Annotated in this window: 13 protein-coding genes; 1 reads left to right on the top strand and 12 read right to left on the bottom strand. The window is 63.9% G+C overall.

From position 1 onward, the window contains the following. Nucleotides 1–24 precede the first annotated feature (24 nt). From RS84_RS14230 to RS84_RS14220, 3 genes are read right to left on the bottom strand one after another with little or no spacing between them, the layout of a single operon-like run. A complete protein-coding gene (locus tag RS84_RS14230; RefSeq protein WP_045258459.1) occupies nt 25–3,000 on the bottom strand; it encodes a bifunctional [glutamine synthetase] adenylyltransferase/[glutamine synthetase]-adenylyl-L-tyrosine phosphorylase in 2,976 nt (991 codons plus the stop codon). Between the two features lie 7 nt (nt 3,001–3,007). Beyond that, a complete protein-coding gene (glnA, locus tag RS84_RS14225; RefSeq protein ID WP_045258458.1) occupies nt 3,008–4,345 on the bottom strand; it encodes a type I glutamate--ammonia ligase in 1,338 nt (445 codons plus the stop codon). A 2-nt stretch (nt 4,346–4,347) separates the two neighbouring features. Then, entirely contained in the window at nt 4,348–4,554 is a 207-nt protein-coding gene (locus tag RS84_RS14220; RefSeq protein WP_045258457.1) for a hypothetical protein, read from the bottom strand. Nucleotides 4,555–4,622: 68 nt separating this feature from the next. Between RS84_RS14220 and ppgK the strand changes: the two genes are divergently transcribed. Further along, the gene (gene ppgK / locus RS84_RS14215) at nt 4,623–5,369 is read left to right on the top strand and encodes a polyphosphate--glucose phosphotransferase (RefSeq protein ID WP_045258456.1); all 747 of its coding nucleotides are present in this window, start codon (nt 4,623–4,625) and stop codon (nt 5,367–5,369) included. Between the two features lie 69 nt (nt 5,370–5,438). On the opposite strand, the gene RS84_RS14210 is transcribed toward ppgK, so the two are convergent. From RS84_RS14210 to RS84_RS18755, 9 genes are all read right to left on the bottom strand, one after another. After that, entirely contained in the window at nt 5,439–6,137 is a 699-nt protein-coding gene (locus RS84_RS14210) for a LysM peptidoglycan-binding domain-containing protein (RefSeq protein WP_045258455.1), read from the bottom strand. A gap of 289 nt (nt 6,138–6,426) precedes the next feature. Beyond that, on the bottom strand, nt 6,427–9,240 hold the full coding sequence (locus RS84_RS18760; protein ID WP_052676382.1) for a phage tail tape measure protein: 2,814 nt from the start codon (nt 9,238–9,240) through the stop codon (nt 6,427–6,429). Between the two features lie 9 nt (nt 9,241–9,249). Next, a complete protein-coding gene (locus tag RS84_RS19225; protein WP_152641845.1) occupies nt 9,250–9,555 on the bottom strand; it encodes a hypothetical protein in 306 nt (101 codons plus the stop codon). Nucleotides 9,556–9,958: 403 nt separating this feature from the next. After that, nucleotides 9,959–10,339: a P27 family phage terminase small subunit gene (locus RS84_RS14200; RefSeq protein WP_052676381.1), complete on the bottom strand. Its 381-nt coding sequence runs from the start codon at nt 10,337–10,339 to the stop codon at nt 9,959–9,961. A 206-nt stretch (nt 10,340–10,545) separates the two neighbouring features. Beyond that, complete coding sequence (locus tag RS84_RS14195; RefSeq protein WP_045258454.1) at nt 10,546–11,289, bottom strand: hypothetical protein; 744 nt, start codon at nt 11,287–11,289, stop codon at nt 10,546–10,548. Nucleotides 11,290–11,293: 4 nt separating this feature from the next. Beyond that, a complete protein-coding gene (locus tag RS84_RS14190; protein WP_045258453.1) occupies nt 11,294–11,485 on the bottom strand; it encodes a hypothetical protein in 192 nt (63 codons plus the stop codon). A 139-nt stretch (nt 11,486–11,624) separates the two neighbouring features. Further along, a complete protein-coding gene (locus tag RS84_RS19355; RefSeq protein ID WP_160298181.1) occupies nt 11,625–11,795 on the bottom strand; it encodes a hypothetical protein in 171 nt (56 codons plus the stop codon). A 151-nt stretch (nt 11,796–11,946) separates the two neighbouring features. Then, nucleotides 11,947–12,195 (bottom strand): hypothetical protein, encoded by a 249-nt coding sequence (locus RS84_RS19220; RefSeq protein ID WP_152641843.1) that lies wholly within the window; start codon nt 12,193–12,195, stop codon nt 11,947–11,949. A gap of 227 nt (nt 12,196–12,422) precedes the next feature. Then, nucleotides 12,423–12,827 carry a helix-turn-helix domain-containing protein gene (locus RS84_RS18755; RefSeq protein ID WP_152641842.1) on the bottom strand — a complete coding sequence of 135 codons (405 nt, stop codon included), beginning with the start codon at nt 12,825–12,827 and terminating at the stop codon, nt 12,423–12,425. Between the last annotated feature and the right edge of the window lie 137 nt (nt 12,828–12,964).

Below are 12,964 nucleotides of genomic sequence, written 5' to 3'. Positions count from 1 at the left end.
GACGCCGATATCGCAAACCGGTGATCAGCCGTAGAACAGCGTCTCGAACGCCTTTCGGGCTCGTCGGGTCACGCCGAGGTAGTCGTCTTCCAGCACGGTGGCAGAACGCTCGGGATAGCCCAGAAGGATGCCGATGGCGTCGAGCTGTCGCGGCTCGGTGGGCAGCACGTCGCTCGTCTGGCCGGTGAACAGCGTGATCGCCGATCGCAGTCGGCTCGACAGACGCCATGCCTCTCGCAGCAGGTCGGCGGATGCCGCAGGGACCAGCTCCGCCTCGACGGCCGCATCGAGGGCGGCCATGGTCGAGGTCGTCCGCAGTGCGGGCACGTCGTGCGCATGCTGGAGCTGCAAGAGCTGCACGAGCCATTCGACGTCGCTCAGCGTGCCAGGGCCGAGCTTGAGGTGCCGGCGCGGATCAGCTCCCTGCGGAAGCCGCTCCCCCTCGACGCGCGCCTTGATGCGCTTGATCTCGCGCGTGCCCTGCAGGTCGATGGCCGCGGGATAGCGGATGCTGTCGGCAAGAGCCATGAACCGGCTCGTGAGCTTGGCGCTGCCTGCGACACCGCGTGCCCGCAGCAGTGCCTGCGCCTCCCACGAAAGCGACCAGCGCCGGTAATACTCGGCATACGCCTCGATCGAACGCACGACGGGGCCGTTGCGTCCCTCAGGGCGCAGGTCCGCGTCGAGGTCGAGAGGCACCCGATTGTCGCTGAGGTGCTCGCGCAGCCCGTTGACGATCAGCATCGAGAGCTTCCGCGCGCGTTCGGGATCGACGCCGTTCGCGTCATAGACGAAGAGGATGTCGGCATCCGATCCGAATCCCAGCTCGGCACCGCCGAAACGGCCCATGCCGATCACGGCGAAGTCGAGCGCGCTGTCTTCGGGGGGAACGACTTCGCGGTAGACCGCCCGCAGCGCCGCCTGAATCGTGGCGTCGGTGATCTCGGTGAGAGAGGTCGCGACCTCCTCGATCGTGAGGACGTCGAGCACGGCGCCCATGGCTGTCCGCAGCAGCTCTCGCCGTCGAAGGGCCCGAACGGCTCGCAGCGCGCCCTGCACGCTGTCGTGCCTGGTCTGAATCGCGCGGGCCTCCTCGTCTATCGCCGCGCGACTTCGCGGGCGGAGCAGTTCGGTGCTGTCCAGCCAGGCGACTGATTCGGGGATCCACTCCATGAGCTCGCCGATGTACCGTGACGACGACAGCAGTCTGGTCAGGCTCTCCGCGGCACCCGAGGAGTCGCGCAGCATCCTCAGGAACCACGGGGTGTCGCCGAGGCGCTCGCTGATCCTCCGGAAGGCGATGAGCGCGTAATCGGGGTCGCTGCCGTCGGCGAACCAGCGCACCATGACCGGCATGAGATGCCGCTGGATCGTCGCCTTGCGGCTGAGGCCCGTGGTCAGCGCGCCGATGTGCCGGAGCGCGCCGGTCGGATCCCGGAAGCCGATGGCGGCGAGGCGGTCGTGCGCCTGCGCGGTCGAGAGCGTGCGCTCGTCTTCAGGCAGCGACGCGACCGCGCTGAGCAGCGGACGGTAGAAGAGGCGGATGTGGATCTCGCGCACTTCGCGGCGCACGCTCTCCCAGCGCTGCCAGATCGCCTCGCCTGATTCGGCGAGGCCCGTGCTGCGTGCGAGCACACGAAGTCCTGCCGGCGTGCGCGGCATGAGGTGGGTGCGACTCAGCTCGCGCAGCTGCAGACGATGCTCCATGAGCCGGAGCACGCGATAGTCGTCTGCGAAAGTCGCCGCCTCCGCGCGGCCGATGTAGCCGCCTTCGACGAGGGCGTCGATGCTCTCGAGCGTTCCTCTGGTGCGGATCGTAGGGTCTGTGAGTCCGTGCACGAGCTGCAGAAGCTGTACCGTGAACTCGATGTCGCGGAGACCGCCGGCGCCGAGCTTGAGCTGATACGGCGCGTCTTCGGGGTCGATGTGCTCCATCACCCGCTCGCGCATCCGCTGCACGCTGTCGACGAAGTTCTCGCGCGCCGCGCTCGACCACACCTTCGGCTGCACTGCCTCGATGTAGGCGGCGCCGAGAGCCGCATCGCCGGCAAGAGGACGCGCCTTCAGCAGGGCCTGGAACTCCCAGCTCTTCGCCCACCGGTCGTAGTAGGCGAGGTGTGAGGCGAGAGAGCGCACCAGCGCGCCCTGCTTGCCCTCCGGCCGGAGGGCTGCGTCGACCTCCCACAGCGGCGGCTCCGCCTCGATGCCGCTCAGTCCTCGCATGGTCTCGCGGGCCAGGCGGGTCGCGATGTCGATCGCACGGGCCTCGGAGACGGCGTCTTCGTCCGAAGTGCCGCCGACGAAGATGACGTCGACGTCGCTCACGTAGTTCAACTCGCGCGCTCCCGCCTTGCCCATGCCGATGACGGCGAGCTGAGTCGCCGCGATCTCCTCGCCGGGGAACGCGGATCGCACCTGGGTGCGCGCGACGGCGAGAGACGCCTCGAGGGCCGCCCCCGCGATGTCGGCGAGAGCGGCCGCCACGTCGCCCACCACGTCGACCGGACGCTCATGACTCACATCGAACGCGGCGATCCCAGCGAGTTCTCGTCGATAGGCGACGCGCAGCGCCACGAGCGCGCTGTCGCCGGCCGTGGCGGCGAATCCGTCGACGACCCCGACGGCCTCGAGCAGGCGCGCGCGCAGCTCGATCGCGGTGGGCAGGCGATCCCTCTGCGCGGACAGCACCGAGAGCTCGGACGGATGCCGCAGGAAAAATCCGGCCAGGCCCGGCGACGACCCGAACACGCGCCAAGCCCGCAGACGCGAGTCCGCATCGAGGAACAGCTCCTTGAGCGGACCGGCGTCGCGCCTCGCCACACGGAGCATGCCCTCGACCGCGGCATCGGGGTCTGCGGCCTGCGCGCCGTCGAGAAGCGCTGCACGGTCGAGACCGAGCAGGCCCGCCAGCTCGTCGAGCGAGCCGGCCGCCTCGCTCAGTCCCGCGAAGCCGAGTCTCGCCAGGGCAGAGAGCGAGCCGGGTTCGTCCGAACGAGCCATGCGCGCCTCAGAGGAGCTCGAGGTTGTTCTTCAGCTCCAGCGGCGTGACCTGACCGCGATAGGCCTCCCACTCCATGCGCTTGTTGCGCAGCACGTAGTTGAAGACCGACTCGCCCAGCGTCTCGGCGACCAGCTCCGAGGTCTCCATGTACTCCAGAGCGTGGTCGAGGCTCGCGGGAAGCGCCGAGTACCCGAGCGCGCGACGCTCGGCGTCGGTCATCTGCCACACGTTGTCCTCGGACTCGGGCGGCAGCTCGTAGCCCTCTTCGATGCCCTTCAGGCCGGCCGCGAGCATGAGCGCGTAAGCGAGGTACGGGTTCACGGCCGAGTCCAGCGCGCGGTACTCGACACGCGTCGAGCCGCCCTTGTTCGGCTTGTACATCGGCACGCGCACAAGGGCGGAGCGGTTGTTGTGACCCCAGGTGACGAAGCTCGGGGCCTCGTCTCCGCCCCAGAGCCGCTTGTACGAGTTCACGAACTGGTTGGTCACAGCCGCGATCTCGTTGGCATGCCGCAGCAGACCCGCGATGAAGTGGCGCCCGGTCTTGGAGAGCTGATACTTCGCACCCTCTTCGTAGAAGGCGTTGCGCTCGCCTTCGAAGAGCGACATGTGCGTGTGCATGCCGCTGCCCGGGTGCCCGCTCAGAGGCTTCGGCATGAACGTCGCATAGACGCCCTGCTCGATCGCGACCTCCTTGATGACGGTGCGGAAGGTCATGACGTTGTCGGCCATTGTCAGCGCATCGGCGTACCGCAGATCGATCTCGTTCTGGCCGGGACCGCCCTCGTGGTGGCTGAACTCGACCGAGATGCCGAGGTCTTCCAGCATCCGCACCGAACGCCGGCGGAAGTCGTGCGCCGTGCCGCCGGGCACGTTGTCGAAGTAGCCGGCCGAATCGACGGGTACCGGTCCTTCGGGGCCGAACGACGACGACTTCAGAAGGTAGAACTCGATCTCGGGATGCGTGTAGAACGTGAAACCGGCGTCTGCGGCCTTCGCGAGTGTGCGCTTGAGCACGTGGCGCGGGTCGGAGACGGCCGGGCGCCCGTCGGGGGTCGTGATGTCGCAGAACATGCGCGCCGTGGGGTCGATCTCGCCACGCCACGGCAGGATCTGGAAGGTCGTGGGGTCGGGCTGCGCGAGCAGGTCCGACTCATAGCTGCGGGTGAGGCCCTCGATGGCAGACCCGTCGAAGCCGATGCCCTCGGCGAAAGCGCCCTCGACCTCGGCCGGGGCGATCGCGACCGATTTGAGAGTGCCGATCACATCCGTGAACCACAGACGGACGAACTTCACGCCCCGCTCTTCGATCGTGCGGAGCACGAAATCACGCTGCTTGTCCATGCTCACTCGGCGTCCTGGCCCTTGGCGGCGTCTTCAGCCGCGTCCTCATCCGCCCAGGCACGGGCGCGTTCTCGCAGCAGCGCGGGGGCGTTCGCCGCCTCCGCCTCGGTGTCGAAGGGCCCGACGCGATCGACGGAAGGCGAGATCATGCCGAACTCGACCTGCCCGGTGGCCAGGTTGTACCAGTACTTCTCGTCGCCAGTCGACATGAGCACTCCTTCTTCCCGTGATGTCATCGATCCTACTGGCGCTGACGCCTGTCGCTAAGCTAGCGACCATGGCAAAAGCGATCGGCGTCGACATCGGCGGCACGGGTATCAAGGCAGGAATCGTCGACCTCGAGCACGGGACCATGGCGTCCGACCGCGTGCGCGTACCCACTCCTGAGGGCGCGTCGCCCCAGGATGTGCTGACAGCCGTGCAGACGGTGCTCCGGACGCTCGACGTGCACGAGTCCACGCTTCCGCTCGGCGTCGCCTTCCCCGCGATCGTCAAGCGCGGCAAGACGCTGTCCGCCGCCAACGTCTCGAAGGAATGGCTGCACTTCGACGCCGAGCGCTTCTTCCGCGATGGGCTCGGCCGCAACATCGTCTTCGTGAACGATGCGGATGCCGCCGGCGTCGCCGAGGCGCGGCACGGCGCGGCGCGCGACGTGCGCGGACTCACCCTGCTCACCACGCTCGGCACCGGCATCGGATCCGCCCTGCTCTACGACGGCGTGCTCATCCCCAATTCCGAGCTCGGGCACCTGAACTTCCGCGAGTTCGACTCCGTGGAGACGTGGGCCGCCACCTCGGCGCGCGAGCGCGAAGGACTCAGCTGGGAGGCGTGGGCGGAGCGCCTGCAGGCCTTCTACACGCACATCGAGTTCCTCTTCAGCCCCGACCTCTTCGTCGTCGGCGGCGGCGTCTCGAAGAACGCCGGCGACTTCCTGCCGCTCCTCGAGCTCAACACGCCGATCGTCCCGGCCATCCACCGCAACAACTCGGGCATCATCGGCGCAGCCTCGCTCGCCGGCGACTGAGACTCACCCCCGCATCAACGATGAAGGCCTCGCTGCGCTGCAGCGGGGCCTTCGCCGTGTGACGCTCGCCTACCGGGCGGCTTCGAACAGGTCGGCCGGCTCCACCGCCAGCTTCACCACGTCGCCGGGGTCGACGGGCCACTCCAGCCCGCTGTACTTCATGAACGAATACGGTTCCAGGCAGAACCGGTCGCCGATCGCGAACTCTCCGTCGCCGGCTGCGACTGTGTACGACACGATGCGTCCGCTGGAATCCGTCGCGACAGTCCCGGCCGCCCCATCGCTCCCGCCTCGGTCGACCAATTCGGGGCCGGTCCAGAAGACCCAATGCCCGTCGACTCCGCCGCCGTCCAGGAATCCCAGCTTCGTCCGCTCGATGCATCCGCTGATATCGGGCATGACGGCGCCCCTGCGCAGAAGCAGGCGGTCTCCCGGCGCGATGGTCTCGGGGGCGACGCCGTTGAGAGACGCCAGCCGGTCGACGCCGAACCTCTGCTCGATCGCGCTCATGATGTCGCCGTAGGTGACGACGTAGCCGACGAGCGCGTCCTCGTGGAAGACGGGCTCGCCCTCCGCGCCGTCGATCGAGCCGGTGTCGACGGGCTCGGCTGCCTCAGCCTGCGCGAGGGCGGCTGTCGGCGCCGGCGACGGCTGAACCGCTGCGGGCGTGCGTGCAGCAGGTTTCGGCTCGGGAGCCGTGCATCCCGTCAGCGCGACGACCGCGAGACCGGCGACAAGCGCCACCCGGGAGAGTGCACGATAGGACATGGACGAAACCTACCGCGCGTACGCCGGCGTGACCAGCATCAGAGGTGCGAATGGGCCGACCTGTACGCCGGGTTCTGAACCTGGGTTATTGGCCATGATTGGCGAACATCGTAGGTCATGCTTGACCAGGTGTTTTCCTGTTGGCTGGTGATGGGCGGGAATGGCGCTGATTGAGTATTCTGCGGACTATCTGCGGACTCTGCGGCCTCGAGGTGCACCCCCCGTGAACGCAGAAAGGCCCGCCCCAGCCGAAGCTAGGACGGGCCTTGAGGTGTATGTACACCTCGGGTCAGTCACCTACTGTCTTTCGAATGCCCGCGGTCCTGACGCCACGGCTGATCTGCTTGTTGACCTCGCGGGCGATCTCTTCAGGGTCTTGCCCGTAGATGTCGCCGGTCAGGTTGTAGATCGGTGCACTGTTGGTAGATGCGGGCTGAGACTGCATGAATCCCAGTCGGTTGCCGACCTCCATCCACGTCCCATAGTTCTGCTGACGCTGATCCGACTTAGGCGAGATGTACGCCTCCCACGGCAACGTCCGTTCAGCGAACTTATGGATCTCCGCACCACCCGGATAGATACCCGAGTTCATGCCACCATTCGCGAACTGCTTATACGTCAGCAGCCCACCCGTTTCCAGACCCGACACGCCACCATTCACACCAACCGTGATGCCCTTGTACTGCGGCAGACTGTCCAACTGTGCGTTGATCGCCTGAATCTGCGAGATCGCCACCGCACTACCAGACAGCGTGATGTTGATGTTCTTGTTATCCGGGACCGCGTTGACAGCCGTAGACACATCCGCCATCGCACCCACAACCTGCTCAGCCGAACCAAGATTCTGATTCGCCCAATTGATTGCTTCCTCCCGCGACTCCCCCATCGCCACACGCATCTCAATGACCTTCTCGCGGCCCGCCTGCCACTCAGACTGTGCAGCAGCAAGCGTCCCGCCGTTCTCGAGGATCGCCGCAGCCGAATCGCGATGCGCCTGCTCCACCTCACGGACAGAGTCACGGAACCGGATCGACGCATCGTTCGTGCCATCCAAGGTCACGCCCTCAGCCGCCGCCGCATCCACAAGCCCATTGATCGCAGACAGCGCACTGTCATGTGCCTCAGCCATCGAAATGGCCGTCCCCGCCACGTCATCCAGAGCACGCTTCATGTCATCGAGAGTGCCCACAGCCTCAGCCGCAGCAGCCTCAAGGTCTTGAGTTGCGCGGGAAGCTGAGCCTGTTGCGGTGGTGGCACCGTCGAGCGCGAACCTGAGGAGAGCGTTCATGTCAATTTGGTCGCCCTTGGTCGTCACATCAACGTCCTGTGCGTTGGCGAGCTTCACCAACTCATCCCGATACGGCTTCATCGCATTCAGCAAATCGATCTGCTCATGCTTCGACAACTGCATCTGATCGGCCAGCATCTTGAATGACTTCGCCGCAGCGGGCGCATCCTCCTGAGCCGTCTTCGACAGTTCTTCACCGATCGTCGTCAACGATGCAGACAACTGGCTTGTCTCACCACGCAGACCACGTAGAAAGTCGTTGTGCGCGATGATGTCAAGGTTCTCCTTGAACGTCTTCGCGTCCTTCGTCGCTTCCTCCAACTGCGAGAACACCGGCAACGCGGAATCAGCCGCGTTGAACAGCTCATCCACACCCTTCGCGTTCTTGATGACGTTCTGGAAAGCCTCAGTCGACGTACGCAACTTGTCCTGCATGGACGTCAACGCCATCACCGCAGTAGTGGCCGCAACGATCGCGATACCCCACGGCCCCGTCAAGAACGACGCGAATCGCAACAGGCCAGCACGAGTAGACGCGCCCGTAATACTCAGCGTATCCAACGCGATCTTCAAAGCCGCAAGCTTGGGGATCGCAACCAGAGCGCCACCGCCCAGAAGGCCCACGCCAGCCGTCACAAGACCGACCCAAAGAACCGCCTGCTTGCCGCCCTCAGGAAGATCGTTGAAGCCATCAACCAGGCCAGTAAGACCCTGGATCAGATCACGCAGCGGTCCATTAGCCCCCTCGCCCATGCTGATGAAGGCCGTATCCAACGCCCCAGTGAACTGCTCCCAGTCACCCATCAGGTTGTCAATACGTTCCTTGGCAGTATCTGCCGCGAAACCCTGATCGTTCACCGCGTCAGTCCACCGCCCAATCGAGACAATGCCGTCGTTGTACAGCACGTTCGCGCCACGCACAGCATCCGCACCGAAGATCGTCGCCAGAGCAGAGTTACGCTGCTCATCCGTCAGACCCTTCAACGACGCCTGAAGGTTCTTCTGAACCTGCTCCATGCCGACGAACTTGCCCGTCGCATCGAACGCCGTGAACCCGAGTTCCTTCATCTTCGCCGCAGCCTCAGCAGACTGCGGCGTGAGACGCTGCAACATCGTCTTGAACGACGTACCCGCATCCGACCCAAGCAAGCCCTGAGACGCGAACGCCGCCAGGGTCGCCGTCGTCTCCTCAATCGTCAAACCAGTAGCCGCAGCCACCTGACCGCTCTGCTGAAGAGCCATACCCAGGTCCGAGACGTCACCCATCGCCTTGCCTGCACCGGCCGCAAGCAGATCCGCAACATGCCCCATGTCCGACCCCTGAAGGTTGAACACCTTCAACGCCGTAGCCGCGATACCCGCAGCATCCGCCACATCAAGACCACCAGCAGCAGCGAGATCCAGCGAACCCTTCAGCCCGCCGCCCAGAATGTCCTTCGCAGACAGACCGGCCTTCGCCAGTTCCTCGATCGCATTCGCAGACTCCGTGGCAGAAAACACGGTCTTCGCACCCGCATCCAAGGCGGCATCCCGCAACGCTTCCATGTTCGACCGGGCATCATCGCCCGTAGCCGCCACAAACGACATCGCCTGATCGAACTCGGCAAACTTTGCAATCGCCATGCCGACACCCGCAGCGACCGCCGCACCAGCGACAAGCATGCCCGAACCAATCGTGGTCATAGCCCGATGCGTTTCCGCCAGCTTCTTACCCTCAGCGGACAGGTTCTTAGTCGAACCCGCCGCCCTATTCATCGCGTTCTCGTAGTTCGTGATATCCGCTTCGAGAATTACCGCGGTAACCCGTTCGCCCATATTGACCCCCTAGTGTTTCTTCGATTCCTCGCCCCACCGAATGCCCGCATCGAAAACAAGCGCAGTAAGGCGATTGATCTTCTCCGGCACGATCGGACGTTCCGGCGACCAAATGTCATACACTGTGGTTGCATCTGCCGCCCGTTCGGCCAATTTCATAACCAACCGAGCGAGTGCGACCACTTGCCTATCGCCGTCATCCTCTTTGTCGGCATACTCGGTGAGAATGTTTCGCGCATCTTCTGAACCCGCTCGATTCACAAAAGCATCGATCAACCGATCAGCAATTGCCGAAACCTCTTCGTGCTTATCCATATCCACCCGTCCTGAAGGCATAAAAAAACGGCCCCATCCCGCAAAGGGATCTAGCCGTTGATTGCTTGAAATTGATTGTCAGAGCGTGCGCAAAAAGCCATCGTGCCGAGCACGTGCGCTGCTCTCGCCGCGCCGCGCGTGCACGGGCACGCCTAGATGCACAAGAAACGCGAGATTCGGCCACGGGTACGAACTCGCGCCATAGGTCCGGTGGCTGCCCGCCTGGATCGCGACAGCACACAAACCGTCGTGGTGGCGGTCCACCGGCCCCGCTGTTCGCTTCGCATGGCGAACAAGCCCGTGAACCGTCAACCATGTCTCATAGCGCTTCTCAGAGGCCCACACGGGGCTGTCCAGATCGAACAACTCCGCAGGCACCCCATCCGGCAACGGGGCACGCTTCCTACGCAGAACCACGCTGCTGATCCTTCAACGCCCGCCAACGCTTCTGGCCCGCCCTCTTAGCCGACGCCGCACGGGCCGACAGAATCGCGCCCACCTCGGCCTCATCCAAGTTGAGCTGCGCGATCAACCGGGAAAACGCGATCTGCTGTTGACGCAACTCCGCCACAGCCGGATGCACCACCGTCTGACCTCGTGAGCCGGTGACAGTCACTCCGTCACGCTCCACCGCAGCCGACAACCCATCAATCACGTCCAGGATGCGGCACGTCTCCGCCACAAGCTCCTGGTCGTGCTGGTCACCATCGAGTCCATCGTCAGCCCCGAGAATCGCGTCCCAAAGACGCTGACCCCGCGGCCCCAAACTCTCTCTTAGATCCATTCCCGGACCTCCTCTCATGTTGTCCACCGGGCCTCAAGCCCCTGAAACTGACGCGCTCCGCTCTACCAAAGAGGGAAAAGCCCTCCCAGGCGGTCTGCGGTGGGGTGGTCGAGGTGGGGGGCGGGGCAGGGGGTGTGGCTTTGCACTGCGGACATGCCGCGGGACCGGTCGACACCTACTCGACCGGTCCCGTGTGTGCTGTCTGATCAGTTGCCGAAGCCTGTTGTGGATGCTCGTACTGATGTCATCTCGGCCTGTGCTCGAGCGACTGCGGCGGGGATGGGCTGCGCCTGCTGTTCGGCGAGCGTCTGCCACCGGATCGCTACTCCTGCTCGGTGTGCTGCGATCCACACGGGTTCGCCATTGGCGACACGACCGATGTACTTCTGCCACGTCTCGGCATCTTTGATCCAGAGGGTTCGGCTGTGCTGCGTGTACTTGGTGCTGTAGACGTCTGTCCGTGCTTCACCGCTGAGTGAGGCGATGCGATCTCGGTGTCCGCGGAGTGTGTCGAGTTCGTCGATGGCCTGTCGTAGTGGTGCGCCTGCGGGGTCGTACTTGTCTGCGAGGTAGTGGTCTGTGAGGTCGCCGGCTGCCTCTGCTGCTGCGGTGAATCGTGCGGCTGTGGCGTTGAAGATCTCGGCGAATGTGGGGTCGACTTCGGTGGCGAGTGATTCGACCCACGCTTGTTCGATTGCGGCTTCTGCTCGGGCTGCTACCCGTCGTGCGATGGTTGCCTGTTCGTCATGTGCAGGGATGGCCTGTGCGGCCTTGAGCGCCGCGTCTAGGGCTTCTTTGGTGGTGATGGCGGTGACGTCGATGGTGGGTCGTTCTGCGAGCTGTGCGGCCATTCTGGCGGCGTACTCGGCGAACGCGTTGGCGTCGGTGACCTTCTGGGGGATGCGGTCTGCGGGGACGGCGTGGGTGAGGAGGGCGAGGTTGGTGTCCATGTGGTTACTCCGTGTCGTTGCTGGTGGTGTCGGCGGTCGCGCGTCCCAGTAGGACTTCGAGATCTCCGGCGTTCAGGTGGGTCATGATCTGCTGGGGGGTCATCGTCTTGAGGTCGGTGCGGGTGATAGCTCGCGGCGGGCCGTCGTGTGTGAGGCCGTTGCGTGCGCTGATCTCTTTGGCTTCGTCTTCGGTCATTTCTCAATCTCCTTTTCGATTTCGTCTGCGAGCGCGTCGAGGATGATGACGGTTCGTCGTAGCAGTGACACGTATCGTCGTTCGCGTCGTTCGGTTTTGCGTGTGCCGCGTCGGATGGCTGCGATACGTTCCTGCTCGGTCATGCGGTGCTGTCGTGTTCGTCGCAGATGTTTTCCCAGACGCCATTGACGCCGATGGATTTCCATCCGGCCTCATGGGAGCGTTTGGTTAGTTCTCCGCGTGCTTCTCGACGGTCGGAGGTGAATACGTTGTCGCAGCGATCACAACAAATGGCGGTTCTGATGGTCATGCGTTTTCCTTTCGTTCTGTCCAGTCGTGTGCGTGGGGTCGGTGCCCGGATGCTTCGAGCTGGGTGTAATACACCGACAGTTCTCGAGCGAATGCGGTTGGGTTGTCCCATGCGGATGACATTGCTGAGAGGTTGAGTGGTGCGGGTGCGGTCATTCTGTGTTCCTCGCCAACCACATCGCGTAGTGGGTCGGGCATGATCCGGCTTTCCAGCGTTCGAAGTCTGCGGCTGTCATCAAGGCGACGTGCTCGCCTGTGGTGGTTTCCGCGAAGAACCACTGCTGGCTGTAGAAGATCGGGTTTCGGCAGCGGGAACCGTTGCGAGTGTTTGCAGTGCACAGACCGCCCGTTGTTGCTTCTAGGCGGTCGATGACCTGATTGGGTACAACGACGTCAGCCATGCGCTGATCCTTCCTTGAAATATGCCGGCCTCGACGAATAGTCGAGGCTGTGAGTTTCTTCTTTTGAGTTGGTTACTAAGAGATAGGGTCGCGTGGTGCCACTACCCCTAGGTCGCGTGGTGCGACTACCCCTAGTGGCGTGGTGCGACTTGTGCCCTTGATACGTTCATGACGCATGCTGATTTGTCCACGGGTTATCCACATGTTTTGCACACATTTATCCACAACTATTCGTACGCGGGGATCTCTTCGCCGTGCTTGTACGTGTGCTCCCAGGTGTCGAATCGCACCTTTCCCTCGTTGTTGAAGTACTTGTGCGACAAGACCGGAAGGCGCTTCGCCCGCTTCGACTCGACGTCGTACAGGGGTAGGCAGTAGCGGTTGTTGAGCCGCCCGCCGTCGTATGCGCGCGCCCACGGTTCAACCTTGAGGAACCCACCCGTCTCGAGCGCCTTGATGCACCGCATGACAGTCGTGCGGTTGAGGCCGGTTTCGTCTGCGAGGCGTTCGATGCTGGGCCAGGACCGATGCACTTCGTCGTTGTAGTGATCCGCGATCATCACCAATACGAACTTCTCGCTACTCCTGAGGCCTTCCTGTTCCTTCGCCCAGCGGAATGCTCCGATGCTCATCGTCACCCCCTCGTGCCCGATGGCGACCAACCGCTATCTGTTCCTGTGCCTCGCGGAATTCCCGCATCCGTCTCTGAGAGGCTGTCTCCTTCGGATTAGTCATGTCATCCCCTCTCGTTGGGGTGTCCGTTTAAATG

Source organism: Microbacterium hydrocarbonoxydans (genome assembly GCF_000956475.1).
GTDB lineage: Bacteria > Actinomycetota > Actinomycetes > Actinomycetales > Microbacteriaceae > Microbacterium > Microbacterium hydrocarbonoxydans_A.
This window is presented reverse-complemented; position numbering and strand designations above follow the sequence as displayed.

Excerpts from the sequence above, each read along its gene's own strand:
- RS84_RS14230 (WP_045258459.1), bottom strand. The coding sequence starts at position 3,000 with ATGGCTCGTTCGGACGAACCCGGCTCGCTCTCTGCCCTGGCGAGACTC.
- glnA (WP_045258458.1), bottom strand. The coding sequence starts at position 4,345 with ATGGACAAGCAGCGTGATTTCGTGCTCCGCACGATCGAAGAGCGGGGC.
- RS84_RS14220 (WP_045258457.1), bottom strand. The coding sequence starts at position 4,554 with ATGTCGACTGGCGACGAGAAGTACTGGTACAACCTGGCCACCGGGCAG.
- ppgK (WP_045258456.1), top strand. The coding sequence starts at position 4,623 with ATGGCAAAAGCGATCGGCGTCGACATCGGCGGCACGGGTATCAAGGCA.
- RS84_RS14210 (WP_045258455.1), bottom strand. The coding sequence starts at position 6,137 with ATGTCCTATCGTGCACTCTCCCGGGTGGCGCTTGTCGCCGGTCTCGCG.
- RS84_RS18760 (WP_052676382.1), bottom strand. The coding sequence starts at position 9,240 with ATGGGCGAACGGGTTACCGCGGTAATTCTCGAAGCGGATATCACGAAC.
- RS84_RS19225 (WP_152641845.1), bottom strand. The coding sequence starts at position 9,555 with ATGGATAAGCACGAAGAGGTTTCGGCAATTGCTGATCGGTTGATCGAT.
- RS84_RS14200 (WP_052676381.1), bottom strand. The coding sequence starts at position 10,339 with ATGGATCTAAGAGAGAGTTTGGGGCCGCGGGGTCAGCGTCTTTGGGAC.
- RS84_RS14195 (WP_045258454.1), bottom strand. The coding sequence starts at position 11,289 with ATGGACACCAACCTCGCCCTCCTCACCCACGCCGTCCCCGCAGACCGC.
- RS84_RS14190 (WP_045258453.1), bottom strand. The coding sequence starts at position 11,485 with ATGACCGAAGACGAAGCCAAAGAGATCAGCGCACGCAACGGCCTCACA.
- RS84_RS19355 (WP_160298181.1), bottom strand. The coding sequence starts at position 11,795 with ATGACCATCAGAACCGCCATTTGTTGTGATCGCTGCGACAACGTATTC.
- RS84_RS19220 (WP_152641843.1), bottom strand. The coding sequence starts at position 12,195 with ATGGCTGACGTCGTTGTACCCAATCAGGTCATCGACCGCCTAGAAGCA.
- RS84_RS18755 (WP_152641842.1), bottom strand. The coding sequence starts at position 12,827 with ATGAGCATCGGAGCATTCCGCTGGGCGAAGGAACAGGAAGGCCTCAGG.